23 protein-coding genes and 1 pseudogene are annotated in these 25,584 nt (G+C 60.2%); 11 read left to right on the top strand and 13 right to left on the bottom strand.

Annotated features, from left to right (window positions below):
* The first annotated feature begins 111 nt into the window (after positions 1-111).
* Positions 112-1,086, top strand: coding sequence for a VOC family protein (locus QE453_RS12950; protein WP_004440418.1), 975 nt, complete (start codon positions 112-114; stop codon positions 1,084-1,086).
* Between the two features lie 487 nt (positions 1,087-1,573).
* Here the strand turns inward: QE453_RS12950 and QE453_RS12945 are convergent, their stop codons facing one another.
* The 3 genes from QE453_RS12945 to QE453_RS12935 form a co-directional block, all read right to left on the bottom strand.
* On the bottom strand, positions 1,574-5,041 hold the full coding sequence (locus tag QE453_RS12945; RefSeq protein ID WP_184285296.1) for a chromosome segregation SMC family protein: 3,468 nt from the start codon (positions 5,039-5,041) through the stop codon (positions 1,574-1,576).
* Between the two features lie 84 nt (positions 5,042-5,125).
* The gene (locus QE453_RS12940; RefSeq protein WP_006309853.1) at positions 5,126-5,806 is read right to left on the bottom strand and encodes a DsbA family protein; all 681 of its coding nucleotides are present in this window, start codon (positions 5,804-5,806) and stop codon (positions 5,126-5,128) included.
* 128 nt (positions 5,807-5,934) lie between these two features.
* A complete protein-coding gene (locus QE453_RS12935) occupies positions 5,935-6,462 on the bottom strand; it encodes a DUF721 domain-containing protein (RefSeq protein ID WP_006699987.1) in 528 nt (175 codons plus the stop codon).
* 97 nt (positions 6,463-6,559) lie between these two features.
* On the opposite strand from QE453_RS12935, the gene mutY reads away from it, so the two are divergent.
* Positions 6,560-7,663 (top strand): A/G-specific adenine glycosylase, encoded by a 1,104-nt coding sequence (mutY, locus tag QE453_RS12930; protein ID WP_244405171.1) that lies wholly within the window; start codon positions 6,560-6,562, stop codon positions 7,661-7,663.
* Positions 7,660-8,271, top strand: a complete 612-nt coding sequence (locus QE453_RS12925) for an HAD family phosphatase (RefSeq protein ID WP_022555751.1) — start codon at positions 7,660-7,662, stop codon at positions 8,269-8,271. The genes mutY and QE453_RS12925 overlap by 4 nt, the downstream gene beginning before the upstream one ends.
* Positions 8,272-8,302: 31 nt before the next feature.
* On the opposite strand, the gene QE453_RS12920 is transcribed toward QE453_RS12925, so the two are convergent.
* From QE453_RS12920 to QE453_RS12910, 3 genes are all read right to left on the bottom strand, one after another.
* Complete coding sequence (locus QE453_RS12920) at positions 8,303-8,593, bottom strand: type II toxin-antitoxin system RelE/ParE family toxin (RefSeq protein ID WP_244405173.1); 291 nt, start codon at positions 8,591-8,593, stop codon at positions 8,303-8,305.
* 2 nt (positions 8,594-8,595) lie between these two features.
* Positions 8,596-8,847, bottom strand: a complete 252-nt coding sequence (locus QE453_RS12915; RefSeq protein ID WP_004440406.1) for a type II toxin-antitoxin system ParD family antitoxin — start codon at positions 8,845-8,847, stop codon at positions 8,596-8,598.
* A gap of 373 nt (positions 8,848-9,220) precedes the next feature.
* Positions 9,221-10,366: a site-specific DNA-methyltransferase gene (locus QE453_RS12910; protein WP_004440405.1), complete on the bottom strand. Its 1,146-nt coding sequence runs from the start codon at positions 10,364-10,366 to the stop codon at positions 9,221-9,223.
* A gap of 236 nt (positions 10,367-10,602) precedes the next feature.
* Between QE453_RS12910 and QE453_RS12905 the strand changes: the two genes are divergently transcribed.
* On the top strand, positions 10,603-11,703 hold the full coding sequence (locus tag QE453_RS12905) for a hypothetical protein (RefSeq protein ID WP_282454971.1): 1,101 nt from the start codon (positions 10,603-10,605) through the stop codon (positions 11,701-11,703).
* Here the strand turns inward: QE453_RS12905 and QE453_RS12900 are convergent.
* Positions 11,663-12,124: a DUF1284 domain-containing protein gene (locus QE453_RS12900; RefSeq protein ID WP_309778147.1), complete on the bottom strand. Its 462-nt coding sequence runs from the start codon at positions 12,122-12,124 to the stop codon at positions 11,663-11,665. The genes QE453_RS12905 and QE453_RS12900 overlap by 41 nt on opposite strands.
* Positions 12,125-12,164: 40 nt before the next feature.
* Entirely contained in the window at positions 12,165-12,845 is a 681-nt protein-coding gene (locus QE453_RS12895) for a GntR family transcriptional regulator (RefSeq protein ID WP_309777195.1), read from the bottom strand.
* 214 nt (positions 12,846-13,059) lie between these two features.
* Here QE453_RS12895 and QE453_RS12890 point away from each other — a divergent pair, with 214 nt between their 5' ends.
* Positions 13,060-13,749: an HAD family hydrolase gene (locus tag QE453_RS12890; RefSeq protein WP_003520496.1), complete on the top strand. Its 690-nt coding sequence runs from the start codon at positions 13,060-13,062 to the stop codon at positions 13,747-13,749.
* Between the two features lie 193 nt (positions 13,750-13,942).
* Here QE453_RS12890 and QE453_RS12885 read toward each other — a convergent pair whose 3' ends face one another.
* Positions 13,943-14,482: a hypothetical protein gene (locus QE453_RS12885; RefSeq protein WP_035209497.1), complete on the bottom strand. Its 540-nt coding sequence runs from the start codon at positions 14,480-14,482 to the stop codon at positions 13,943-13,945.
* 264 nt (positions 14,483-14,746) lie between these two features.
* On the opposite strand from QE453_RS12885, the gene thrC reads away from it, so the two are divergent.
* The 4 genes and pseudogenes from thrC to QE453_RS25260 all read left to right on the top strand — a co-directional run bounded on the left by thrC (position 14,747) and on the right by QE453_RS25260 (position 21,070).
* Complete coding sequence (gene thrC, locus QE453_RS12880; protein WP_004440397.1) at positions 14,747-16,144, top strand: threonine synthase; 1,398 nt, start codon at positions 14,747-14,749, stop codon at positions 16,142-16,144.
* A 21-nt stretch (positions 16,145-16,165) separates the two neighbouring features.
* Positions 16,166-17,464 carry a pitrilysin family protein gene (locus tag QE453_RS12875; RefSeq protein WP_004440396.1) on the top strand — a complete coding sequence of 433 codons (1,299 nt, stop codon included), beginning with the start codon at positions 16,166-16,168 and terminating at the stop codon, positions 17,462-17,464.
* Between the two features lie 93 nt (positions 17,465-17,557).
* Positions 17,558-18,157 (top strand): GNAT family N-acetyltransferase, encoded by a 600-nt coding sequence (locus QE453_RS12870; RefSeq protein ID WP_004440394.1) that lies wholly within the window; start codon positions 17,558-17,560, stop codon positions 18,155-18,157.
* A pseudogene (locus tag QE453_RS25260) lies at positions 18,154-21,070 on the top strand (EAL domain-containing protein). Before QE453_RS12870 ends, QE453_RS25260 begins: the two are co-directional and overlap by 4 nt.
* A gap of 171 nt (positions 21,071-21,241) precedes the next feature.
* On the opposite strand, the gene QE453_RS12845 reads toward QE453_RS25260, so the two are convergent.
* From QE453_RS12845 to QE453_RS12835, 3 genes are all read right to left on the bottom strand, one after another.
* Complete coding sequence (locus QE453_RS12845; protein WP_309777194.1) at positions 21,242-22,345, bottom strand: putative zinc-binding metallopeptidase; 1,104 nt, start codon at positions 22,343-22,345, stop codon at positions 21,242-21,244.
* 170 nt (positions 22,346-22,515) lie between these two features.
* Positions 22,516-22,707 (bottom strand): CsbD family protein, encoded by a 192-nt coding sequence (locus QE453_RS12840; protein ID WP_004440389.1) that lies wholly within the window; start codon positions 22,705-22,707, stop codon positions 22,516-22,518.
* A gap of 103 nt (positions 22,708-22,810) precedes the next feature.
* Positions 22,811-23,416, bottom strand: a complete 606-nt coding sequence (locus QE453_RS12835) for a YqgE/AlgH family protein (RefSeq protein ID WP_004440387.1) — start codon at positions 23,414-23,416, stop codon at positions 22,811-22,813.
* Positions 23,417-23,577: 161 nt separating this feature from the next.
* On the opposite strand from QE453_RS12835, the gene QE453_RS12830 reads away from it, so the two are divergent.
* Entirely contained in the window at positions 23,578-24,426 is an 849-nt protein-coding gene (locus QE453_RS12830) for a protein-disulfide reductase DsbD domain-containing protein (protein ID WP_309777192.1), read from the top strand.
* A 198-nt stretch (positions 24,427-24,624) separates the two neighbouring features.
* The gene (locus QE453_RS12825; protein ID WP_006699978.1) at positions 24,625-25,110 is read left to right on the top strand and encodes a peroxiredoxin; all 486 of its coding nucleotides are present in this window, start codon (positions 24,625-24,627) and stop codon (positions 25,108-25,110) included.
* 140 nt (positions 25,111-25,250) lie between these two features.
* On the opposite strand, the gene QE453_RS12820 is transcribed toward QE453_RS12825, so the two are convergent.
* Entirely contained in the window at positions 25,251-25,559 is a 309-nt protein-coding gene (locus QE453_RS12820) for a Dabb family protein (protein WP_004440381.1), read from the bottom strand.
* Positions 25,560-25,584 lie beyond the last annotated feature (25 nt).

Genomic DNA, 25,584 nt, shown 5'->3' with positions numbered 1-25,584 from the left:
CGCGCCAGAATTGCCTTAAACAGGACATAACAGCAGCATTGACGCATTCGTGTAGTGCGCTGAAACGGAGTGTTACCTAAGCCATTCAAATCGCCGACAAAGAGATTATTCATGCAATTTACCCGCCGCCACACGCTTAAATTTGCCGGAATTTCCTGCGCCGCCACCGCCCTTGCCGGTGCGCTTAGAGCCGAGGGCGGAGCTTCCGCCGCCGCCGATCCCACCCTGCCCTTTGCGCTGACGACGCCGATGCATATCGGCAAGGCGGCGCTGCGCGTGCGCGAACTCGATCCGATGATCGATTATTACCGTTCGGTGCTGGGTATGAACGAAGTGGAACGCACGGCAAGGGGCGTGACGCTGGGTGTCGGGACCGTGCCGCTGCTCGATCTCGATCACAAGCCGGCAGCGGATTTCGAGAGCCCCACCTCTGCCGGCCTGTTCCACGTCGCCTATCTGATGCCCTCCCGCAAGGATCTGGCGCGCTGGCTGGTGCATGCGGCGCTGAAGCAGGTGCCTCTGACGGGCTTTGCCGATCACAATGTCAGCGAGGCGATCTATCTCAACGATCCCGAAGGTAACGGCATCGAGGTCTACAGCGATCGTCCCACGGACACATGGGTGTGGAGCGGCAACGTGGTTAAAATGGGTACCGAGCCTCTCGATGTCGATGATCTCGTAAAGCTGACCGATACCAAAAACAGTGATTATGACGTCGCCCCCGCGGGAATGCGCATTGGCCACATCCACCTGCGAGTTGGGGACATCGCCGCTGCCCGCGCCTTCTACGAAGAGGCCGTCGGGCTCAAACCGACACAGGATGCGCGTTCCGACGCGTCTTTTCTCTCTTCCGGTGGCTATCACCACCATCTGGCGGTGAATACCTGGAACAGCCGTGGCGCAAAGGAACGCAACGCCATGGAAACCGGCCTCGACTGGTTTTCAATCACCGTTCGCAACCCCACCGATCTCGAGGCGCAGAAAACACGGCTGCGGGCCGCGGGTTATGTGCTGGTGGAGATGGAGAATAATGTCGTGGAAGCGATCGACCCCTGGGGTACAAGGTTGCGGCTTGTGCCGGGGTGAGTGATGGTGGCCTCCATGCATCATGGGCCGAGAAACTCGCACACTGCGCGGGCAGTTGCAGCATGCCAGTGTTTACAGTGATTGGCTGCGTCGCCTCTCTCCGTCATTCCGGCCTTGAGCCGGAATCCAGTCGACGCGGCTCTCGCGCGACGGGAAGAGTCCTTTCAGCCCAAGGACTTGGGCTGGCTGGATACCGGCTCAAGGCCGGTATGACGGAAACAGGCTTACTCCCCTGACACAATTGCCAATGCAAACCGCCGCGCAACCCTATGAACCCGGAAAAAGAAAGCCTTGCGAGGCCACGGCAGCGGCCTCGCAAGGCATTCCATCCGGTACAGGAAACCGGATGGTGGGGTCTCAGGAGAACCCTTTGGCTCTTGCGAAAGACATAGCAAACTGCCGCGCAATGTCGCTCACCCGAATGGGTGATATGGCAAGATAAATTGACATTGAGCAAAACCAGAAATTGAATCCCGGAAATGTCGCCTCAGACGGCTTCGCGCAACTGTTCGGCGGTCTGCAAATCAACAGACACCAGTTGCGACACGCCCTGCTCCGCCATGGTTACTCCGAAGAGGCGGTTCATGCGCGCCATTGTGATGGGATTGTGAGTGATGATGACGAAGCGGGTTTCGGTGGAGGCGACCATTTCATCCATAAGGTTGCAGTAGCGCTCGACATTGTGGTCGTCGAGCGGCGCGTCCACCTCGTCCAGCACGCAGATCGGCGCGGGATTGGTGAGGAAGACGGCGAATATCAGCGCCATGGCCGTCAGTGCCTGCTCGCCGCCGGAAAGCAATGTCATGGTCTGCGGCTTCTTGCCCGGCGGGCGGGCGAGGATTTCGAGACCGGCTTCCAGCGGGTCGTCGGATTCGATCAGTTGCAATTCCGCCGTGCCGCCGCCGAAGAGATGGGTGAACAGCCGCTGGAACTGCGAATTGACCACATCGAATGCGGCAATCAGCCGTTCGCGGCCCTCGCGGTTGAGGTTCTGGATACCGGCACGCAGCTTGCGCACGGCGTCGATGATATCGTCCCGCTCCTTGATCAGCGCCTCAAGCTTGGCGGAAAGCTCGGCCTGCTCCTCCTCGGCGCGCAGATTGACGGCGCCAAGCCTTTCGCGCTCGATCTTCAGCCGGTCCAGATCGCGCTCGACATCACGGATATCGGGCTTTGGCTGGTCCGGGCCAAGGCCGGTCAGGCGAAACGCCATATGCGGCTCGGTACTCAGCGTCTCACGGATGCGATGTTCCGCCTCCTGCCGTTTCTCGCGGGCGGAAACCAGCCGCTCTTCGGCGCGACCGCGCTTTTCGCGGGCTTCGGCCAGTTCGGAAAGCGCCGTTGCCGCCAGCCGGTCGGCGGCGCGTTGCAGGTTTTCCGCCTCGGCCAGCCGGTCGGCGGCCGCGCGGCGGGCGTCTTCGGTCTTCTGCAATTCGTTGAGGAGGTTGCGGCGTTTTTCGTCGAATTCCTCGGGCGCAATGTCCAGCTCGGCGATCTCCTCGCGCGCCTCTTCCTCACGTTCGCGCAGCGTGGCGATATGATCGGCGGCACTTGCCGCCCGCGATGCCCAAGTGGAACGCTCCTGCCCGATTGCCTGAATTCTGCGCTGGCGGCTTTCCGCCTCGCGGCTCACCCCTTCATGGCGGGCACGCGCTTCCGCCAGCAGGCCACGATCGGTCGCGACTTCCAGCTGGCTTTCACGCAGCTTCAGATCAAGCACGGAAAGATCAGGCGCATCTTCCATCTCGATACGGGCATTTTCTTCCTGAACGGCGATCTCGTCGATCTGCGCTCCGATCTGGTTCAGTGCTTCGGAGACGATATCCCGGCGGCGCAAAAGATCGCCCGAGGCGCGTTCGGCCGATGTCAGCGCCTCGCGTGCCTCGGCAAGCTGACGGGTCGCAAGCCGGCTCCGGTCGCGCACGTCCGAAAGCCGCAATTCGCTGCTTCTGATCTCCTCGGTTTTCGCGGCAAGCTGGTCTTCGGCCTCTTCCAGAATGGAGCGGGCTTCATCCAGTTCGGTTTCGATTTCAGCGAGGCGGTTCTTCTGCGACAGGCGAAGTGCCGCAGCGCCCGGCGCATCAGCGCTGGCGACATGGCCATCCCAGCGGAACAGCGCGCCTTCGCGCGTCACCAGCCGCTGGCCGGCCTTCAGCGACGGCAACAGCCGCCGGGCCTCCGTGACGTCTGCAACGACGCCGATCTGTGCAAGGGCACGCCTAAGCGCATCCGGCGCCTGAGCATAATCCAGAAGCGGTTTGGCGCCCTGCGGTAAGGTAGGATCATCAGAACCGTCGCCATTACCGGCCCAATAGGCAGGTGCTGCAGCATCAAGCGGACTTTCGAGATCGTCGCCAAGCGCCGCGCCCAGTGCCGCCTCATAACCGCGCTCAACCGTCATTTCTTCCGCCACCGGCGTGAAGCTGCCATTCGCGGCGGCGCTTGAAGCGAGGATTTTGGTGATGGTACGCGCTTCCGTGTCCAACGCGTTCAGGCGGTTTCGCGCCGTTTCCAGCGGCCCGCGCGCCATGGCTTCGGCGGAACGCGCCTCGGCAACGGCAGCCTCGGCCTCTTCCACGACGATCAGCGCATCTTCGACGGCAATCTCGGCTGCCTCAACCGCTTCGCGCCGTTCCGCGGGGTCCGGAAGGCCGGAGAGTTTTTCGTCGATGGCCTCGATCTCGGCCGTCGCTTCCTGCGATTGCCGTTCGAGCCTCAGCTTGCGGTCGGAAAGATCGCGGATCGCCCGCTCCAATTGCTGCCGGGCGGCGGCGGTTTGCGCGCGCTCGGCGGTGATGGCGGTGAAGATGGCTTCGCTTTCCGCCAGCTTGACGGACGCAGCTTCGAAGGCTTCGCGCATTTCGTCGGCATGGCGGCCGGAATCGGACAGGATTTCGAGGAGCTCGGCTTCTTCCTCATCGAGCCGCGCGAGTATCTGGGCATTGTCGGAGACCAGCCGCTCCTCGCGGATAATATCCTCGCCAAGCTGCGACAGACGGCGCGCCAGCTCGTCACGACGGCGGAGCAGGCGGTTGGCCTCGTCGTCAAGCTGGGTACGGGCGATTTGCAGGCGTTGCAGGGCAGCGGCGACTTTCGCCTCGTCCTCGCGCAGCTCCGGCAGCTTCAGGCTGGCGATGCCCTGCTGCTTTGCCGCTTCCATCTGGGCTTGCGCCTTTTCGGCGACGATGTTCGTTGCCTGATTGAGCGCGCTTTCCGCCTCGCCCTCGGCTTCCTTCGCTTCCACCCAGCGGATGTGCAACAGGGTCGCCTCGCGGGCGCGGATATCGGCCGAGAGCATCTTGAAACGGTTGGCTTGGCGCGCCTGCCGTTTCAGGCTTTCGATCTGGCTCTCCAGCTGGGCGGTCACATCCTCCAGCCGCTCCAGATTGGTCTCGGCGGCGCGCAGGCGAAGCTCGGCCTCATGGCGGCGCGAATGCAGGCCGGAAATGCCGGCCGCCTCTTCCAGCAGCTGGCGGCGGGCCTGCGGCTTGGCGTTGATGAGTTCGCCGATGCGCCCCTGCCCCACCATGGAGGGCGAGCGTGCGCCTGTGGAGGCATCCGCGAAAAGAAGCTGTACATCCTTGGCACGCGCTTCCTTGCCGTTGATGCGGTAGACGGAGCCGTTTTCGCGCTCGATGCGGCGCGTCACCTGAATTTCATCGGCATCGTTGAAGGCGGCGGGCGCGGTGCGGTCGGAATTGTCGAGATAAAGGCCGACTTCGGCGGTGTTGCGCGCCGGGCGGTTACCGGAACCGGAGAAGATGACGTCATCCATGCCGGAGGCGCGCATGTTCTTGTAGGAGTTCTCACCCATCACCCAGCGCAGTGCTTCGACAAGATTGGACTTGCCACAGCCATTGGGGCCGACAACGCCGGTGAGGCCCGGTTCGATGATGAATTCCGAGGGCTCGACGAAGGACTTGAAACCAACGAGGCGGAGCTTGTTAAACTTCATGCCGCCACGCTCCGGACAGAAAAACGGCAATAAAAAACGGGCGTGCGGAAATATCCGCCGCCCGTTTTCTGAAGGCTTCGGTGATCAGAGCAGCTTGTCGATGACAGCCGACATGGTTTCAACCGACATGTCTCCTGCGTATTTCTTGCCGTTGATGATGAAAGTCGGCGTGGAGTTGACGCCGAATTCCGTCGCACCGCGTTGCATGGTTGCGTTCACATCATCCAGAAGTTTCTGGTTCGTCAAGCAGGCCTCGAAAGACTCCTGTGAGAAACCGGCCATTTTCGACATTTGCAGCAGGGCGGCGCGCGCATCCTGCGCAACGGCCCAGCTCTGCTGCTGCTTGAACAGCATGGAAACGAAGGGGAAATACTGACCTTCCGGTGCGCAGCGCGCCAGCATGAAGGCGGCAGCGGCGCGCGGATCGAACGGGAATTCGCGGAGCACGAAATAGACCTTGCCGGTATCGATATACTTCTTCTTGATTTCTTCGAAGGTCTTGTTGTGGAAGTTGGCGCAGTGCGGGCAGGTCATCGACATATATTCGACGATCTTGACGGGTGCGTTGGCATCGCCGAGCGCTGCTTCCGGCAGCGGGCCGGGCTTCATTACCGCAGCCATATCCACATCACCGGTGGACTCAGGCAGTTCCTGAGCCTCGGCGATGCCAGGCGTAAAGGCAAACGGCAGGGCCGTGGCAATGGCGGCAAGAGCAACGCCGCCGAGAAGGCTGCGACGGGAAATGGTCAGTTCGGGAAAATGCATGAAAGCACCTGTTGGTAATAGACTCTATTGTCCGTTGATTCCGATATAGCGACGGCCTGTTCATCACAAGCGGGGTTCTGAACTCTTCTTGTCAAAGAATTGTGACCAGTCAAGGACGGCACCTTGCATCAAATCGTCCTGCGCCCCGGCTTCTTCTGCAACACCGCCGTACCCAGCCTCTCCACCGCCTTGCGCAGCGCCTCGCTTTCAATGCCGTCCATCATGTCATCGAGACGTTTTGCCGCATCGCCGCGCAGGGGCTGCGGTTTGCGCCGGCGGGTGATGGTTTGCGAGACGGGCTTCTGTACGATCCTGATCTGGCGCACGGCCGGGAAGCCGAAAAAGCCGTTGATGCGAGCAATGAGTTCGCCCTGCGCGTGGGTGAGAAATAGCGCGCGCGCGCCTTCGCAGGCGATCGTCAGCACGCCGGGCTGATATCCGCCACGGTCCGGGCCTTCGTCGCGGCGCGGCCAGGTGATCTTTTCCGGGCGGGTGCAATCGGCAAAATCGTCCCCGGCGATCTCGTCCCAGGAGCCGAGCAGCGCCGTGTTGATGCCGGCGCGTTTCGACAGGACCGGGTCCATGATGCCATTGGCGACTTCGGCGATCTGCACGACGCCCTTCTTCTTGCCGGCACCACTCTGGGGATAACGCATGTTTCACTCGCGATTTTGGAGAGGGCGATCCACATTTTCTTGATCGCTCGCTACGGATGTCCCAACTATAGGCCAAATCGAACAGAAACGGCAAACCATGCTTCAAAAAACCGCCTCGTCGTCTTATGCGCAGATGCTGCTCGCATGGTACGACCGGCACCATCGCGAATTGCCATGGCGCACTTCCCCGGCCATGGCGGCGAAGGGAAAACGCGCCGATCCCTATCATGTCTGGCTCTCCGAAGTGATGCTGCAGCAGACGACGGTGCAGGCCGTAAAACCTTATTTCCTGAAGTTCCTCGCCGCGTGGCCGAGCGTCACGGATCTCGCTGCGGCGCCGGTCGAGGACGTCATGGCGGCCTGGGCAGGCCTTGGTTATTACGCCCGCGCCCGCAATCTCAAGAAATGCGCGGAAGCCGTGGCGAATGAGCATGGCGGCGTCTTTCCGGACACGGAAGAGGGTTTGAAGCAACTGCCCGGCATCGGTGATTATACCTCGGCTGCCGTCGCTGCCATCGCTTTTAACCGGCAGGCGGCTGTCATGGACGGCAATGTCGAACGGGTCATTTCACGTCTCTTCGCCATCGATGCGCCACTGCCCGGCTCAAAGCCGGCGATGAAAGCTAAGGTAGCAGAGCTGACCCCTGCCGACAGGCCCGGGGATTTCGCCCAGGCGATGATGGACCTTGGCGCAACGATCTGCACGCCGAAACGGCCGGCCTGCGCGCTCTGTCCGTTCAATGGCGTGTGTCTGGCGCTTGCGGAGGACGAGCCGGAGCGTTTTCCGGTGAAAGCCGCGAAGAAAGCAAAACCGGTGCGGCTCGGGGCTGCCTTTGTGGCCGTCAATGCAGAAGGTGAAATCCTGCTGCGGCGGCGAATCGACAGCGGCCTTCTCGGCGGCATGACCGAGGTGCCGACAACGGCTTGGACTGCCCGCCTGGATGGCGGCACGGACCAAAGTCACGCGCCCTTCGTCGCCGACTGGCAGGCGACGGGCGTGATCGTGCATGTGTTCACCCATTTTGAGCTGAGGCTCAACGTCTACCGCGCTCAGGTTCCGGGCGGCCTCCAAACCGGGCCGGATGACGGATGGTGGGAGCCGGTTACAAATCTTGACGCGCAGGCGCTGCCAACGGTGATGAAAAAAGTCATCGCGCAGGCTATTCCATCCGCATTCAATGAAAGCAGGAAATTTCGATGACCAAGATTGAGCATATCGTATTCGACATCGGCAAGGTGCTGATCCATTACGATCCGCATATTCCCTATAGCCGCCTCATTCCCGATGCCGATGAGCGCCAATGGTTCTTCGAGAATGTCTGCACCCATGACTGGAACCTCGAGCAGGATCGTGGCCGCCGCTGGGAGGATGCTGAAGCTTTGCTGGTGGAGAAGTTCCCGGAACGGGAAGAGCACATCCGCTCCTTCCGCAAGTTCTGGCACGAGATGGTCTCGCATTCCTATGACGACAGCGTCGCGATCATGACAGGCCTTATCGAGAGCGGCCACGACGTGACGATGCTGACCAACTTCGCCTCCGACACTTTTCGTGAGGCGCAGAAGATGTTCCCCTTCCTCACCCTGCCGCGTGGCGTCACCGTTTCCGGTGACATCAAGCTGATCAAACCGGATGTGGCGATTTATGAGCTTCATGCGCGCGATTTCGGGCTCAATCCCGCCGCAACTCTGTTCATCGATGATACGGCGATCAATGTCGAAGGCGCAAAGGCCGCCGGCTGGCAGGCCGTGCAGTTCACCGGCGCGGAGAAGCTGAAGCAGGATCTGCAGGCATTTGGGGTGGCGGTTTAGGTTCCGCCCTTAAGTCACCTCGTGGCATGAATTAAGGCTCATTGCCCCAGTCCTCGTGCCCATGGCGGACGCGGACGATGAGGACGTCGTCGTCCGCCTCAACGCGATAGACCACCAGATGTGCTCTGAACGGATGAATGCGCACCGACGGCGACAACTCGCCACGCTCGCGTGCGATCCTTAGATTCCGTGATATCAAGTCGAATATTGCGAAAAGTTTGCGATGGTACTTTCGCGCTTGCTGAGGTCCAAATAGGTCGATGCCTTCTTGCGCTATGCGGATGACGTCTTCTTCCGCAGGCAGAGAAAGGCGAAATCCCATGATCAGCCAATTTTATGTTTCATGGAGCGGGCTTCGGCCTCAGCAAACAAGGCATCTTCAGAACGATGACCGGAGGGAGCCTGCAATCCTTCGTCCACTAGGCCCTGCATGGCAGCGATCTTTTCGCTCCGCTCCTGATCCTTTCGGATGAGATCTCGCACATAGTCGCTGGCATTGGAGTAACGGCCCGTTTTAGACTGCGCTTCGACCCATTCCTTCATCTGGCCGGGCAGCGAAATATTCATGGTCACCATCTTCATCTCCTACGAAGACAGAGTGCAGATTTTGGCAAGGTTTGTCAAAAAGATCGGGAAAAGAAATTGGCGCAGGCGGAAATGGCGGTCTCCGGCCTGCGCCAGTCCTGCCGCAAGCGGCATTGGACGCAATGTTTTTGTGAGTTGTCCAGACCGGATTTTCACAACCACTGCTTTGATTAGGACAGTAGTTGTCGTCTCTTGCGCGAAACTTGTCTATCTAAAATTTTATATTCGAAAATACCAACGCCCGACACGATGTGCCGGGCGTTGGTCGTTCTCCATCCGGGACTGAAGGTACTAAACCGGACGGAGACGTATTCTGGACAAGGGCGGGCGGTGGATCGTTGCCTTCAAGCCTTTCCGGCTTGGACTATTCGGCCTTTGCCAGTTCACTGCGGATGATGGCTCGGAGATCATCGATCGGCTTCAGGTCGTCGCCGTCTTCGAAGTGCCAGAACGTCCATCCGTTGCATGCGTCGAGACCCTGCACCTTCGCGCCGAGGCGATGGATGGAGCCGGCGGTTCCGGCGGATGCGAGCGTACCATCCGCACGAATAATGGCGCTATAACGGCGCTTTGCATCCGTCAGCACCTGGCCGGGACGGACGAGGCCGCTTTCCAGCAGGGTGTTGAAGGCGACGCGCGGCTCGGCCTTCTTGCCGGTCATGACCGTCAGTTCCGCCTTGCCGAGCGGTTCGACGGCGGCGATGCGGGCGGCGGCGGCATCGATATAATCCTGCTCGCGCTCAATGCCGACGAAGTGGCGGCCGAGGCGTTTTGCCACCGCACCCGTGGTGCCGGAGCCGAAGAACGGGTCGAGCACGACATCACCCGGTTTGGTGGAAGCCATGATGATGCGGGCAAGCAGCGCTTCCGGCTTCTGGGTGGGGTGCACCTTCTTGCCGTCCTCACCCTTCAGCCGCTCATGGCCGCTGCAGATAGGGAACAGCCAGTCGGAGCGCATCTGCACGTCGTCATTGGAGGCCTTCAACGCATCGTAGTTGAAGGTGTAGTTCTTGGCTTTCGGATCGCGGCTCGCCCAGATCATGGTTTCATGGGCGTTCTGGAACCGGCGGCCCTTGAAATTGGGCATGGGGTTGGTCTTGCGCCAGACGATATCGTTGAGGATCCAGAAATCGAGGTTCTGGAGCGTGGCGCCGACGCGGAAGATATTGTGATAGGAACCGATGACCCAGATGGTGCCGTTCGGCTTCAGCACGCGGCGGCAGGCGAGCAGCCAGGCGCGGGTGAAGGCATCATAGGCCTCGAAGGAGGCGAACTGGTCCCATTCGTCGTCGACGGCGTCAACCAGCGACTGATCGGGCCGGTGCAGCGTGCCGCCGAGCTGGAGGTTATACGGCGGATCGGCGAAAATCGCGTCCACCGACTGGCTCGGGAGGGCATCCAAGGCAGCGACGCAATCACCCTTTATGATGCTGTCTTTCCAGGCGTCACTCTCACCTGCACGATCAAAACCGGCATGCCGAAAATCGGCCAGCGGAAAAACTGCTGCCATTGGTACTCGCTCCATACGCTTACTCTCTACTGAGGCTTATGGTTACCGAAGATGGTTATCAAAGCCTGAACAAGTCACGGAAAATGCGAAATAAATGGCTCTCGCGGCGCACTGGCGCAATTTGCGGAGACCGGCGGGGAACCCGAAGTCCGGCGAAAACGTTGTGCACAATGGGTTCTCCTGTGCCCGCATATTCGCGCGGCAGGAAGAGCCATTATGGCAGGGGGTAGTCCGCAATGGGGTCCGTGATGAAAATGGCGTCTTTTTCCATGAATGTCGTTTGGGCCGCACTTTTCGCGGTCGCGCTGGCAACGCCCTCGCAGGCTCAGCAACCGAACCCGCAATATAACGTCATCACCGATGCGGTTTTGTTTGATGGCGGCCCCTCCCTCGGCAACAGTGACAGGGTGCGCTGGGATTTCTACAAGGCCGACAGCACGGGCGGGCGCACCGACGAGAATGCCGGCGGTTCCTATGACGCCACCTTCGAGGCGAAGCTGCCAGCGGGCAGATATGTGGGCGTGGCGGCGCTGGGCAATGTGACCCGCGAAATAGCGTTCGAGGTGAAGGACGGAAGCGTTGCAAGGCCGAAGGTAAATTTCGATGCGGCCGAACTGACTGTCGTGCCAAAACGCAGCCCCGGCGGCGATGTGGAGACACAGGCGAAAACTGAAATCACCAAGGATGATTTCAAAGACAGCGTCTATGGCCAGGATACCGTCTTCGTGCCGGCGGGCGAAGTGCTTCTCACCGGCAGCGTCGGCCCGGCGCGGGCGCAGGAGAAGCTCACCATGAAGGCCGGCGACAAGATCAGCCACGAACTTGTCATTCCGAGCGGCGTGGTGATCGCCAAGGCCGTGTATGCGGAAGGCGGCAGGGCGGTGGAAACGGATGATATCCGCTTCGAAGCGATGTCGGCCAAGGAAACCCTTGACGGCACGCGGGAGACCATCAACGGCATTTACGGAACCGGCAAGATGATGGAAATGCCGGCCGGTAATTTCGTCATGCGCGCACGCCTCGGCAAGGTGACAGTGGAGCAGCCGTTCACCGTGACCGCCGGAAAACGCACGGAAATAACCATCAATCTCGATGCGGGCGTTCTCGCAATTACCGCCCCCGGCGCGGAACGGATCGACATTGTCGAAACGACCAGGGACCTTCAGGGCACGCAGAAGGAGATTTCCGGCCGTTATGGCACGCAGCATCAGGAAACGCTTCATCCCGGCGATTATTCGGTGAAGGTAAGTTACGACAAGAAGTCGGGCCGCGATCAGAAGGAGATCAAGGCGACGGTCAAGGCTGCCGAGAGAACCGAGACGCGTGTGCCGGAGTAGGCCTTGGCCGCAGCCCTGCTTGAGGCTCCGGCTGTTCGCCGATTTTCACGCCAGCAAAGCCTGAAGCGGCAATGCGGTCGCACAACCTGTTCCACTGGCAGCCTCGACAGGCCTGCCTGATATCTCCCCCTGCAAATGCCAGACGCATCTTGGCAAGGAAGTCCGGCGTCACCTGCAACCGCTTGCCGGCAGCCAGCGTCTCGCCCAAAAGCACTGACACCGAAACGCGGGCCGTCTCATCCCGCTTCACAACCCCTTCGTTGAAACAGTGGGCATGGCTTTCACACAACAGGCCCTCGCAGATGTCGTCGGGGCCATCCACCAGCTCGATATCCTCTTCCCCGGCATTCAGGCGGTCGGCGACACGGTCGTAATTTTCGACGAAGCCAGATGTGTATCCCTTGCCCACATAGGTGAGCATGCAGAGAAGGTGGTGGGGCCGGAGGCGGACGGTCAAGGGCCTATCCGACAATGGCGAAGGCGTCGCGCACCGAGCCGGACGAGGTGCGGATCGCCTTGCGGCCGATCCATTGCACATGCCCGTCAAGGATGCGCACCGCCTCTTCGGCGCGGCCGCCGCGCAGCGCGTCGATGATCGCCCGGTGATCGGTATCGGTGCGGCGCTCCCAGCCGGCCCGCCAGGCGGAGAACAGGAAACGGGCGCTTGCCGCATGCAGGCCATCGATCGCTTCGATCAGGCGCGGCATGTTGCAGGGCGCGGTGATGAGGCGGTGGAAGCGGCGATTGGCCTCCTCCCAATGCTCGACATCAACGGCGCTGTCGCCTTCGAGCGTGGCTGCCTCCGCCTGATCGAGAATGGCTGACGTCATGTTGGGAATGGCGTGGCGCAAAGCCAGAACCTCAAGAGCGGCACGCATTTCCGCCACCTCGCGCACATCATCGAGACCGAAATCCGCGACCCTGACACCCCGGCGCGGAATGCTGGCGGCAAGTCCCTGCGCTTCCAGCCGGCGGAATGCCTCGCGCACCGGCACATGCGAGGCGCCGAATTCGGCGGCGATGTGATCCTGCCGCAGCCTTTCGCCCGGCGACAGCTCACCGCGAACGATGCGGTCGGCAAGCGTGCGGCTGATGCGGGCGGCAATGGTATCTTCAGGCGAATTTTTTGCTGTCTTGGGCATAACATCCCATAGCGCATATGGCGCGACCGTGTGTAGAGGTTTTTGCAGCAAGCCAGAGCAGACTGTTATGACACGCGGCTCCCTTGCCCGCGGCCTTCAAGCTATGAGCCTGACGGGACTGTCCTTTGCTGGCGAGCCGGTTGAGCTTGGCGCAGACATGGTCTAAAAGCCCGGCATCATTTTCTTCCAGCCAAATCCGATACAGGGAGCGCCCATGAGCGGCTTCGACCTCATTATTTTCGACTGCGACGGCGTTCTGGTCGATTCCGAAATCATCGCGGCACAGGTGGAATCCCGCCTTCTGACCGAAGCCGGTTATCCGATCTCGGTCGAGGAAATGGGGGAGCGTTTCGCCGGCATGACCTGGAAGAACATCCTCCTGCAGGTGGAAAGCGAAGCCAGCATTCCGCTCTCAGCCTCGCTGCTCGACAAATCGGAAAAACTGCTCGACATGCGGCTGGAACGCGACGTGAAGATCATCGAGGGCGTGAAGTTCGCCCTGTCCCGCCTGACGACGCCCCGCTGCATCTGCTCGAACTCTTCGAGCCACCGCCTCGATATGATGCTCACGAAAGTAGGCCTGAAACCCTATTTCGCGCCGCATATCTATTCCGCCAAGGATCTCGGCGCTGATCGCGTGAAGCCGAAGCCCGACATCTTCCTGCACGGCGCAGCGCAATTTGGCGTTTCCCCCGATCGCGTGGTCGTGGTCGAAGATTCCGTGCACGGCATCCATGGCGCAAGGGCCGCTGGCATGCGCGTCATCGGCTTTACCGGCGCGTCCCACACCTATCCCAGCCACGCCGACCGGCTGACAGATGCGGGCGCCGAAACGGTGATCTCCCGCATGCAGGACCTGCCGGCCGTGATTGCAGCGATGGCAGAGTGGGAAGGCGCGTTTTAAGTTGTGGCTTTGTCACAAACGCCACTTCGTCATGCTCGGCCTGTCCCGAGCATCTGCAACGCTTTGATTTTACGATACGTGTTTGGATCCTCGGGACAAGCCCGAGGATGACGTCGCGTGTGAGGAATGGTTTTTCCGCGATCTGACCGAAGCCTGCCGAGCATCCTCCGGCTTTTACATCTAGCCCGTCAAATCACCGGCGCTTCGTCTTGGCCTTCGCGCCTTGCTCTGCAAAGCCGATATAAACGCTGACGGACCTCGGCGCGCCGCCCGGTCCGTTGGGAATGGCGACGTGGTCGTTGTTGAAGATGAACTGCGTGCCGGCCCCGCCTGCGGGAACATCGATGGCGAAATTGGTCGTTTCACCGAAAATCTCGCCGTCGCCGTCCTTCACCGTTACACGGATCGGCACAGTTACACGGCCACCCTTCGACATGGGGCCGGGAACGAGGCGGCCCTGGGCCAGCACGTTGACGGTGAGCGTCGATTCATTGGCGGTGCAGGAGCGCGTCGTATCGGACAGCGAGACCTGATAGGCGAGTTTCTGCGGATCGTCCTTGGCGCCGCCGGCATAGACGCGATGAACGGCATTGGCGTCGAGAACCGTCACGGCCGGGCAATTGGCCTGAACCACGGCAGCCGTTGGCGCGGCCTGCGCCGCCGGCGGGTTGACGGCAAGCGAGTCCGACGGGTTGGAGGAATTGCATCCTGCAACAACGACGAGAAGCGACATCGCGGCGGACAAACGCAAGAAATTCCCTGACACTCTTCTAATTCCCTCTCCATTGTCCCGGAACAGAACCGGAGACGCTGTTTATTGACCTTTCACCCAGGTTGGCGATGGTCTATAGCAGCGACGCCGGAAAAAATCGATTGGCATGTTCGGTTTTGCTTGAATTTTCAAAAAAGCGCTTCATGACCTCGCCAATCGCCTCAATTCGGTGAGACGCTGCGGAAAAGACGCCGATCACATCGGCAACGGATAAGGGACTATCTCGTGGAATATGTATCGACCAGGGGTGCGGCCCCTTCGCTTGGTTTTTGCGACGCGCTTCTGGCAGGCCTTGGCCGCGATGGCGGGCTTTACGTGCCGCGCAAATGGCCGTCCATGTCGAAAAAGGAAATCCGCAACCTGCGCGGCAAGTCCTACCAGGATGTCGCCTTCGAGGTTCTCTACCGTTTCACCGGCGGCGAAATTCCGGCCGACAAGTTCAAGGCGATGATCGACGACGCCTATTCGACCTTCCGCCACCCGGCCGTCGTTCCGCTGACACAGACCGGTCCGAACACCTTCGTGCTGGAGCTGTTCCACGGCACCACGCTCGCCTTCAAGGATGTGGCGATGCAGCTCCTCGCCCGTCTGATGGACTATACGCTGACGGAACGCGGCGAGCGCGCCACCATTGTCGGCGCCACATCCGGCGATACGGGCGGGGCGGCGATCGACGCCTTTGCCGGACGCGAGCGTACCGATATCTTCATCCTTTTCCCGAACGGCAAGGTCTCTCCGGTGCAGCAGCGCCAGATGACGACCTCCACCGCTTCCAACGTGCATGCGCTGGCGATCAACGGCAATTTCGACGATTGCCAGACGCTGGTGAAAGAGATGTTCAACGACGTGAAGTTCCGCGACGGCGTGAAGCTTTCCGGCGTCAACTCCATCAACTGGGCGCGCATCATGGCGCAGGTGGTCTATTATTTCACCGCGTCTCTGTCGCTCGGCGGCCCCGACCGGAAGGTGTCCTTCACCGTTCCGACAGGCAATTTCGGCGATATTTTCGCCGGTTACGTCGCCAAGAAGATGGGCCTGCCGATCGACAAGCTGGTCATCGCGACCAATGACAACGACATTCTGGCGCGCACGCTGAAGACCGGCCGTTACGAGATGCGCGGCGTCAAGCCCACCACCTCGCCCTCGATGGATATCCAGATTTCGTCCAACTTCGAGCGACTGCTGTTCGAAGCTTACGACCGCGATTCCGCTGCCGTTAAGTCATCGATGGATGGCCTCAAGCAATCGGGCGCGTTTGAAATTCCGGAAAAGGCGCTGAAGTTCATCAAGAAGGATTTCCGCGCCGGACGCGCCACCGAAAAGCAGGTGGCGGCGACCATTCGCGACACGCTTGAAAAGACCGGCTACCTGATCGACCCGCACACGGCAACAGGTGTTTTCGTGGCGGAAAAGCACGAAAAGCCCGCAACGCCAATGGTGGTTCTGTCGACCGCCCATCCGGCAAAATTCCCGGCGGCTGTAAAATCCGCTTGCGCAATCGACCCGGCGCTTCCAGTATGGCTCGCTGACATCATGAACCGGGAGGAGCGTTTCGACATTCTGGATGCGGAGCTCAAAGCCGTGGAAAGCTTCATCGGCAAACATGCACGCGCCGGCAAATAGAGACGCGGAAAGACGTTGAGTATGAGAGTAAATTTGACCCGGCTTTCGTCCGGGTTGACCGTTGTCACGGAAAGAATGCCACATCTCGAAAGCGTCGCTCTTGGGGTGTGGATCAAATCCGGCTCCCGCAACGAGACGACTGCCGAACATGGCATCGCCCATCTTCTCGAACATATGGCGTTCAAGGGCACGGCGCGCCGCACCGCCCGTCAGATCGCCGAAGAGATCGAAAATGTCGGCGGCGAAGTCAACGCCGCGACGTCGACGGAAACAACCTCCTACTACGCCCGCGTCCTCAAGGATCACGTTCCGCTCGCGGTCGATATCCTTGCCGACATCCTGACGGAATCGCTCTTCGATGAAGACGAGTTGGAGCGCGAAAAGAACGTCATCCTGCAGGAGATCGGTGCCGCCACTGATACGCCCGACGACGTGATCTTCGACAATTTCTCCGGTGTCGCCTATCGCGACCAGACGATCGGCCGGCCGATCCTGGGCACGCCCGAGACCGTGCAATCCTTCACGACAGGCCAGATCAGGCATTATCTCGCCCGCAATTATACGACGGACCGCATCTTCGTCGTTGCGGCCGGCGCGGTCGATCACGAGAGCTTCGTCAAGCAGGTTGAAGAGCGTTTCGCCTCGCTGCCGCAGCTGCCCGTGGCGACACCTGTGCTTGAAAAGGCTGTCTATACCGGCGGAGAAATCCGAGAGACCCGCGACCTGATGGATGCGCAGGTGCTTCTCGGCTTCGAGGGCAAGGCCTATCATGCCCGCGATTTCTATTGTTCGCAGATTCTCGCCAATATTCTCGGCGGCGGCATGTCTTCCCGCCTGTTCCAGGAAGTGCGTGAATATCGCGGCCTGTGTTATTCCGTCTATGCGTTCCACTGGGGTTTTTCCGATACCGGCATCTTCGGCGTGCATGCGGCCACCGGCGGCAACGACCTGCCTGAACTGGTTCCCGTCATTCTGGAAGAGCTGCGCAAGTCCTCGCAGACCATCCACCAGGAGGAAATCGACCGGGCCCGTGCGCAGATCCGCGCGCAATTGCTGATGGGCCAGGAAAGCCCGGCTGCCCGCGCCGGCCAGATCGCCCGCCAGATGATGCTTTACGGCCGACCCATTCCGAATGAAGAGATGATGGAGCGGCTGGGCGACATCACCCGCACGCGCCTCACCGATCTTGCAGGACGGCTGTTTTTCGATACAGTTCCGACATTGTCTGCAATTGGCCCGCTCGAACATCTGCCGCCTCTTTCCGACATCACGGCCGCGCTGTCCGCGCAGCAGCCCGCAAGGATAAAGGCGAACGGATAAACCGATATGAGAGCGGGATTTGAAGGTGAAGACCGCTCATCTTTTTCGCCATCCCATTCGCGGATGGCGATATCTGCCTCACAGGGATCGTGAATGCTGCGTTTTCTTTCCCGACATAATGACACACCCGAATTGCGCAGCGCCAATCACCTTCTCAGACTGCCGCGCTACAGCGATTTCAAGCAGTGGCACGTGCTGCGATCCGAGAGCCGGCAGTTTCTACAGCCGTGGGAACCGACCTGGCGGCCGGACGAACTGACGGAGGGCGCCTTCCGCATGCGCGTGGTGCGTAACGGACAGGAATTTTCTTCCGGCACCGCCGTTTCCTTCCTGCTGTTCGAAAAAGAGACGCTTCTGGTCGGCGGCATCACCATCGGCTATATCCGCCGCGGGGCGGCGCAGAGCTGCATGATCGGATACTGGATCGGTGAACGGCATGCCGCCCAAGGCCATATGTCTGCCGCATTAAAATTGGTAATACCCTACATCTTCAACGGACTTCAGTTGCACCGTATCGAGGCAGCCTGTATTCCGGAAAACTTCAAAAGCATCCGGCTCCTCGAAAATGCCGGGTTCCAGCGGGAAGGTCTCTTGCGGGAATATCTGAAAATCAATGGCCAATGGCGGGATCATATGATGTTTTCCCTTCTTGCCGACAAGCAAAGCTCCGGCGGAACGAAGTACGATACATGACCTACAATCACACTGCGCCTTGCCTCACGAAACGTCTGGCGGCAATCGCGCTGGCTGCGCCGTTTTTTCTGCTTTTCCTGCTTTTTGCCTCCCATTCCTTCGCCTTCGAGCCGGTCAAGATCTCCCGTGACGACACGGCGCTCGATCTCACCGCCACCACGGATATCTATGCCAATCAGGGCGAAGCCTTTCAGGTTTCCACCGCGCCGGGTCCTGACGGCATCCGCCGGCGCATCGAGGTGCGCGCCAGTTCCGACGATCACCAGGGCGACTGGGCCGTGTTCGCGCTTGCCAATGTCTCCGAAGAGCAGCTGGAGCGCGTGATCGTCGCGCCGCATTTCCGTCTCGTCAATTCCAAGCTGTTCTGGCCGGATCTCGGCTCGCAACGCATCATGGCGATAACGCCCAGCGAAGGCTTTGCGCTCGACAGGCAGCCAAGCCCGGACGCCGACGTCTTCCGCATCACGCTCAATCCCGGCTCCGTCATCACCTTCGTCGCCGAGCTTTCCACGCCGCAGCTACCGCAGCTTTATCTGTGGGAACCGGAAGCCTACAAGGATACGATCAACGCCTTCACGCTCTATCGCGGCATCGTGCTCGGCATTGCCGGCCTGCTTGCCGTGCTCCTGACCATTCTCTTCGTGGTCAAGGGAACCTCGGTCCTGCCCGCATCTGCCGCCCTCGCCTGGGCCGTGCTTGCCTATATATGCGTTGATTTCGGCTTCCTCGAAAAGCTCATCACCGTCACCTCAAGCGATCAGCGAATATGGAGGGCGGGCGCGGAAGTGGCGCTCGCCTCCAGCTTCGTCGTCTTTCTCTTCACCTATCTCAACCTGAACCGATGGCACGCACATCTGGGTTATGCGACCTTTGCCTGGGTGGTGGGGCTGGCGCTGCTGTTTGGCGTGGCGATCTATGACCCTTCCGTCGCATCCGGTATCGCGCGTGTTTCCTTCGCGCTGACGGCGACGGCGGGCATCGCGCTCATCATCTATCTCGGCTTCAACAAATACGACCGGGCTATCCTGCTCGTCCCATCCTGGGCCTTGATCCTCGTCTGGCTGTTCGGTAGCTGGTTGACGGTGACGGGACAGCTGGACAACGACATCGTGCAACCTGCGCTTGGCGGCGGGCTGGTGCTGATCGTCCTTCTGATCGGTTTCACGGTCATCCAGCACGCCTTTGCCGGCAGCGCCTATCAGCAGGGGCTATTCTCCGATCTGGAACGCCAGTCGCTGGCGCTGACGGGCAGCGGCGATACGGTCTGGGACTGGGACGTGACGCGTGACCGTATCGTCACGACGCCTGATATTTCCAACCGCCTGGGGCTGGAGCCCGGAACCATGCATGGCGCCGCGCGCAACTGGCTGCCGCGCCTGCACCCTGATGACCGCGACCGGTTCAAAGCCACGCTCGACGTGCTGCTCGACCATCGCAAGGGCGCGGCTGAACCACGAATTCCGTATTCGCGCCGAGGATGGCCATTTCCACTGGCTGCAAATCCGTGCGCGTCCCGTTCTTGGCTCCAACGGCGAAATCATCCGCTGCGTCGGCACCATCACCGATATTACAGAGCAGAGAAATTCGGTCGAGCGGCTGCTGCAGGACGCGATGAACGACAATCTGACCGGGCTTCCGAACCGGCAGGTCTTCCTTGACCGCCTGCAATCGATCCTCAACCTCTCGCCGGACAGCGAGGGCGTGCGGCCAACCGTGATGGCGATCGATATCGACCGTTACAAGCTGGTCAATGACACGCTCGGCATTGCTGCAGGCGACAATATTTTGATTGCGCTCACCCGGCGCCTGCGTCGCCTGCTCAAACCGCAGGACACGCTGGCTCGTCTCGGCGGCGACGAATTCGGCCTGATCCTGACCTCGGAGCGCGATCCGCAGCGTGTGGCGGATTTCGCCGATGCGGTGAACAAGGCGATCATGGTGCCGATCAATTTCGCCAATCGCGAAATCATTCTCACCGCTTCTATCGGCCTCGTCTCGTGGATCGACCAACAGGAAAGTGCGGCAGGTCTGCTCAGCGATGCGGAATTGGCCATGTATCGCGCCAAGCGCGCCGGCGGCAATCGTGTCGAGCCTTTCCGCCCCGCCTTCCGCACCTCGGGCACCGACCGGCTGCAGATGGAAAGCGACCTTCGCCGCGCTATCGAGCGCAAGGAGCTGTCACTTGCCTATCAGCCGATCGTCAAGCTCGATGATGGGGAACTTGCCGGTTTCGAGGCGCTGATGCGTTGGGAGCACCCGAAGCGTGGCAATATCCCGCCAAGTGAGTTCATTCCGATTGCCGAAGCCTCCGGCCTGATCGAGCCGCTCGGCATGTTCGCGCTGGAACGGGCAGCGACCGACCTGATGGACTGGCAACATGCCATCGACAAGATGCCGATCTTCATCTCCGTCAATATTTCCAGTGCCCAATTGCTGAACAACGAACTCTATAACGACGTTCGCGGCATGCTCACCCGCACGCGCTGCAACCCGCAGCAGCTGAAGCTGGAACTGACGGAATCCGTCGTCATGGAAAATCCGGAACAGGCGCGGCTTGTGCTTTCCAAGCTCAAGGAAACCGGCCTTAGCCTCGCCATGGACGATTTCGGCACGGGCTATTCATCGCTCGCCTATCTCACCCGTTTCCCCTTCGATACGATCAAGCTCGACAAGGCGCTGGTGGCCAATACCAGCGACAAGCGTAACGTGCTTCTGCGCTCCGTCATTGCCATGGCGCGGGCGCTCGACATGCAGGTGGTGGCGGAAGGCATCGAAACGCCTGAGGATGCGGCCGAACTGGCCCGCATGAACTGCCATTTCGGCCAGAGCTTCCTGTTTGGCACGCCGGTTTCCGGCGATGCGGCGCTAAAGCTTCTTCGGGAGCGGTTCCAGCCGACGAAGCGGGCTTCGTAAGCGAAGTATTGAAACGCGAGGTATCTACCCCCGTCAGCCGACGCGCGTCGGCACGGCGGGAAAAGTCCTTTCAAGCCAAGGACTTGGGCAGGCCGCATACCGGATCAAGTCCGGCACGACCGGAGGAGGAAACACCGCGTTTGCCGGCTTTTACTCCTCGCTTGTCGATATTCACTGAACCACGGCAGCCTGCACCGGTGTTGACGCATCCGCCGCCACCCTCCCATGCAGCAGGTCGTGAATGAACTCCATCTTCGCAACCACCGGCGGCGTCAGGACGAAGGGATAGAGGTCCGCTTCCCCCATGCTGCGCTGGATCGAGTTGATCGCAACGCTGAGCGGAATCCAGGCCTTGACCAGCTGTGCAGCGTTGCGGGCATTGTAAGGATCGAAAGTCACCTCCGCCGCCATTTCTTCATGCCCGTCGGGGTCGATTGCCACGCCGAAGGCGCGCGCGGTCTCAAGCGTATCGACGATATGCAGATAATGCGCGAAACATTCGGCAAAATCCTCCCAAGGGTGGACGGAGGCATACGAACTGATGAAGCTGTCCTGCCAGTCGGGACGTGGACCCTCCTCGTAATTGCGTTGCAGGGCAGCGCCATAATCTTCTCTGTCATCGCCAAAGACGGCGCGGCAGGCCTCCAGTCGGTTTGCATCGCGTACGAGCTTGTTCCAGATGAAGTGACCGACTTCGTGGCGGAAATGGCCGAGCATGGTGCGGTACGGCTCGTTCATATTGGCGCGCACCTGTTCGCGCGTAGCATCGTCGGCCTCGGCCGCACGAATGGCGATCAGCCCCTCGTCATGACCGGTCATGGCCGGAATGACGGAACCATCTGGCGCCACCTCATCCACCAAAAAGTCGAAGACAAGGCCGCCAGCGGGATCGGCATCACGGTTGGGATGCGGGAGGCCGAGCCGCAGGATAGAATAAAACAAATGACGCTGCGCCTGGCTGATACGACGCCATTGCTCAATGCCCTGTTGCGTCGCAATGTCGGGCACAAGGCGATTGTGGCTGCAGGCAGGGCAAAATGCGCTTTCGCTTCCCGCGGGCACCGACCAGTTGCAGATATCGTTCACTTCATTGGCGCAAAACCGCACCTGTTTTTCCGGTTCCGCGACGATCTGCCAGTTCGGCTCACCGGCCGGGGCCAACGCCTCCATGGACAGGCGCTCCGGCACGAAGGCAAGACGATGACCGCAGGAAACGCAAAAACGATTGTCGAAATGCACCGGCTGGCCGCAGGATGCGCAGGAAAAAAGCTTCATCGATGAAACCCTTGCGATGGATCAGTTGGTCGGAGGCAAATCTGGGACATCGACATGAACGGCGCAACAGGAAGAGCGTTCCGGCGCTCAGACGACAAGAGCGCATGTGCTCTTGAACACATGCGCTCCGCGCGCCCCATCATCAGAGAGGCGCAATCAATCCGGCGATATTACATGCGGTCGACGGCGCCCTTTACGGCATCCTTCGCCTTGCCGACGGAGGACTGTACCTTGCCCTTGGTTTCCTGGGCGGCACCCTTGGCGCGCAATTCATTATTGCCGGTCGCTTCACCGACGTTCTTCTTCACCTTACCAGCAACTTCATTGGCTTTACCGGCGACCTTGTCAGATGTGCTACCCATATTACTGCTCCCTAGTTGAACCGTACTGTCTGTGCGGCTTTCCGGGTAAGTAACGCCAAAGGGAGAAGAATGGTTCCAGCCAAAACGAGCGGGAAGATGAGGCTCAGGCATGCCCCGCATCTGTGGAGAGCATGCGTGCATCAACGCCCATCAGGGCGAGCGCCCGCTCGTATTTATTGTCCAACCCGCGGTCGAAAATCAGCTCCTCCGCAGCCGGGCAGTTCAGCCAGCCATTATTGGCGATCTCGTTTTCCAGTTGTCCTGGCCCCCAGCCGGCATAACCGAGCATCATGGTGGCCCTTTGCGGGCCGCGGCCGTTGGAAATGGCGCGGACGATATCCAGCGTTGCGGTCAGCGAAATGTCATCGCTGACGGGAATGCTGGATTCGCTTAAATAGTCATCCGAATGCAGAACGAAACCTCGGCCGGATTCCACCGGGCCGCCGCACTGGATCGGGAACTCACGGGTGCGGTTGGGCAGCATGATGGCGTCGTTGCTGTCCACCAGTTTCAGGTGGAGCAGTATGTCCGTGAAGGTAATCTGCTGCGGCCGGTTGATGATGAAACCCATGGCCCCGGCGTCCGAGTGGGCGCAGATATAGATCACCGCACGGGCAAAATTGCCGTCGTCCAGCCCCGGCATCGCAATGAGGAACTGGCCGTCGAGAAAGCCACGTTCGCGCTTGTCCATCAGGGTTGAAAAGCTCACAGGCGCCTCCAGCAGGCCGAATTCCGTCGTTTAACGGAAAACGGCGTTCGCACTTCGACAAAGGACAGGATGCGGCATACCGCCCGATCAATCAACCGAAAATGATGAACCCCACGAATTCGTAACTGGTCCGCCGGTCGATGTTGGGTTAGACGGGAAGCATGAGCGTCAGGTTATTCTTTCGATTTTCACATCTTCACCTCGCGGCTGCTTTTGCCGCCCTCCTCGGCGGCATGCAAGCCGCCCGGGCCGACATTACCGACTGGGCCAGAAGCGAGGGCGGCCAGATGCGCGTCGCGAGCCTTGCCGTGGATGCAAACGGCGTGGTGCGCGGCGTATTGCAGATCGAGCCGAAGGACGGCTGGATAACCTATTGGCGCGAACCCGGAGAAGCAGGCATACCGCCGCAGATCACGCCTGATCCGACCAGCGGTGCGATGCTGACCGCCATGGCCTATCCGGTTCCGAAGTTGATCGAAAACGGCGATATAACCGATATCGGTTATGACCACGCCGTCAGCCTTCCCTTTCAGCTGAAGGTTACCGATCCGGCAGCTGGCGGGAAGATCGACCTCACCGCATTCATCGGCGTCTGCCAGAATATCTGTATCCCCTTCGAGGCGAAGTTCTCCGTCGACCGGGGCACGGCTGGTGATGATGACAGCGAGGAGCGCCGCCTTCTCGAAGAGGCGCGCGAAACACTGCCCGAAGCGGCATCCGACGATTTCAAGGTGATCGATTTCCACATCACGCCCGACAAGACCATGCTCGGCGTGCAGCTGCAGCTTCCGGAAAACGCGCCGAAGGAGACCGAAATCTTCATCGCCGGCCCCTCGGGTTTTGCCTATTACGAGCCGCAGAACCTCGTACGCGACAAGCGCAAGCTCTCCTTCTACATGAACATCAAGGGCCTGCCGAAAACCTATCAGGTGCAGGGCAACAGCTGGCCCATTCTGGTCAAATCGGGCGACCGGGCCATGGAGACGATGCTGAATTTCCCGAAGCCCTGAACGGTGGCTCCGCGGTGGAATCCACCGTGAAAACCGCATGGCGGATTTCATTTCCGTGCTCCTGATACCGTTGGTTCGTTGCGAACCTGCCAGTATCCTGACAGCTTGTTTTCGTTTGTCTTCCAGGGAAAACCGGGTTCCACTTTTCCCTGGCAAACTCTATAGTCGCGCGAACCGAACGGCCATAGGAGCACGGACATGACCATCAAGATCGGCGATAAACTGCCTTCCGCAACCTTCAAGGAAAAGACGGCCGATGGCCCGGTGGAAACCACCACGGACGCGCTTTTCGGCGGGAAGAAGGTTGTTCTCTTTGCCGTTCCCGGCGCTTTCACCCCCACCTGCTCGCTGAACCACCTGCCGGGTTATCTTGAAAACCGCGACACTATTCTGGCCAAAGGCGTTGACGATATCGCAGTCGTTGCCGTCAACGACTGGCATGTAATGGGCGCATGGGCGCAATCTTCGGGCGGTCAGGGCAAAATCCATTTCCTCGCCGACTGGGATGCATCCTTCACCAAGGCGCTCGGCCTTGATGCCGACCTCTCCGCCGGCGGCCTCGGCGTGCGTTCCAAGCGTTATTCGATGCTGGTGGAAGACGGCGTCGTGAAGTCACTCAACGTGGAAGAGAACCCCGGTCAGGCGACGGTCTCTGCCGCTGCGGCGATGATCGAGCAGCTTTAAGGCCAAAGGTTTGGCCACAGGCCGAGCCATAAATCCTCGGGCTTGTCCCGAGGATCCAATCATTTCACCAAAAACGAAATGCTGCAGATGTTTTGGGCCGGCCCGAGCATGAGGGAAGAGAGCGGCGGGGCGCCGCCTTCTCAAACATTCATATCAAACACCAGAAGCCCGGCAAGACCGCCATCGGTGAGTGACACGAGGCGCTCCCCCACCTCCATATGCTTGGGATGGGCAAGATATTCGTCCCGGGCTTCCGGGCTTTCAAGCGTCACGATGAAGCCATCGACAAAACCGCCATTCAGCCCTTCGGGTGAAACGTTCTGTCCGTATTTCACATCGACGATGCCGGGTATCACGTCTTTCAGGGCGGCGATCGCCTCGAAAATTGCATGTTTTTCAGAAGCGGCCGTCGCGGCCTTGAAGCGTAGAAAGACACAATGCAGGATCATCCGGATTTTTCTCCTCCGTTGGGCA

The organism is Agrobacterium sp. SORGH_AS_0440, assembly GCF_031453135.1.
In the GTDB taxonomy this organism is placed as follows: Bacteria; Pseudomonadota; Alphaproteobacteria; order Rhizobiales; family Rhizobiaceae; genus Agrobacterium; species Agrobacterium pusense.
The sequence above is the reverse complement of the archived record's forward strand: the minus strand, read 5'-3'. Positions and strand labels throughout refer to the sequence as shown.

What these genes read in the sequence shown, in the direction of transcription:
- QE453_RS12950 (WP_004440418.1), top strand. Translation starts at nt 112, where the DNA reads ATGCAATTTACCCGCCGCCACACGCTTAAATTTGCCGGAATTTCCTGC.
- QE453_RS12945 (WP_184285296.1), bottom strand. Translation starts at nt 5,041, where the DNA reads ATGAAGTTTAACAAGCTCCGCCTCGTTGGTTTCAAGTCCTTCGTCGAG.
- QE453_RS12940 (WP_006309853.1), bottom strand. Translation starts at nt 5,806, where the DNA reads ATGCATTTTCCCGAACTGACCATTTCCCGTCGCAGCCTTCTCGGCGGC.
- QE453_RS12935 (WP_006699987.1), bottom strand. Translation starts at nt 6,462, where the DNA reads ATGCGTTATCCCCAGAGTGGTGCCGGCAAGAAGAAGGGCGTCGTGCAG.
- mutY (WP_244405171.1), top strand. Translation starts at nt 6,560, where the DNA reads ATGCTTCAAAAAACCGCCTCGTCGTCTTATGCGCAGATGCTGCTCGCA.
- QE453_RS12925 (WP_022555751.1), top strand. Translation starts at nt 7,660, where the DNA reads ATGACCAAGATTGAGCATATCGTATTCGACATCGGCAAGGTGCTGATC.
- QE453_RS12920 (WP_244405173.1), bottom strand. Translation starts at nt 8,593, where the DNA reads ATGGGATTTCGCCTTTCTCTGCCTGCGGAAGAAGACGTCATCCGCATA.
- QE453_RS12915 (WP_004440406.1), bottom strand. Translation starts at nt 8,847, where the DNA reads ATGGTGACCATGAATATTTCGCTGCCCGGCCAGATGAAGGAATGGGTC.
- QE453_RS12910 (WP_004440405.1), bottom strand. Translation starts at nt 10,366, where the DNA reads ATGGCAGCAGTTTTTCCGCTGGCCGATTTTCGGCATGCCGGTTTTGAT.
- QE453_RS12905 (WP_282454971.1), top strand. Translation starts at nt 10,603, where the DNA reads ATGGGGTCCGTGATGAAAATGGCGTCTTTTTCCATGAATGTCGTTTGG.
- QE453_RS12900 (WP_309778147.1), bottom strand. Translation starts at nt 12,124, where the DNA reads ATGCTCACCTATGTGGGCAAGGGATACACATCTGGCTTCGTCGAAAAT.
- QE453_RS12895 (WP_309777195.1), bottom strand. Translation starts at nt 12,845, where the DNA reads ATGCCCAAGACAGCAAAAAATTCGCCTGAAGATACCATTGCCGCCCGC.
- QE453_RS12890 (WP_003520496.1), top strand. Translation starts at nt 13,060, where the DNA reads ATGAGCGGCTTCGACCTCATTATTTTCGACTGCGACGGCGTTCTGGTC.
- QE453_RS12885 (WP_035209497.1), bottom strand. Translation starts at nt 14,482, where the DNA reads ATGTCGCTTCTCGTCGTTGTTGCAGGATGCAATTCCTCCAACCCGTCG.
- QE453_RS12875 (WP_004440396.1), top strand. Translation starts at nt 16,166, where the DNA reads ATGAGAGTAAATTTGACCCGGCTTTCGTCCGGGTTGACCGTTGTCACG.
- QE453_RS12870 (WP_004440394.1), top strand. Translation starts at nt 17,558, where the DNA reads ATGCTGCGTTTTCTTTCCCGACATAATGACACACCCGAATTGCGCAGC.
- QE453_RS12845 (WP_309777194.1), bottom strand. Translation starts at nt 22,345, where the DNA reads ATGAAGCTTTTTTCCTGCGCATCCTGCGGCCAGCCGGTGCATTTCGAC.
- QE453_RS12840 (WP_004440389.1), bottom strand. Translation starts at nt 22,707, where the DNA reads ATGGGTAGCACATCTGACAAGGTCGCCGGTAAAGCCAATGAAGTTGCT.
- QE453_RS12830 (WP_309777192.1), top strand. Translation starts at nt 23,578, where the DNA reads ATGAGCGTCAGGTTATTCTTTCGATTTTCACATCTTCACCTCGCGGCT.
- QE453_RS12825 (WP_006699978.1), top strand. Translation starts at nt 24,625, where the DNA reads ATGACCATCAAGATCGGCGATAAACTGCCTTCCGCAACCTTCAAGGAA.
- QE453_RS12820 (WP_004440381.1), bottom strand. Translation starts at nt 25,559, where the DNA reads ATGATCCTGCATTGTGTCTTTCTACGCTTCAAGGCCGCGACGGCCGCT.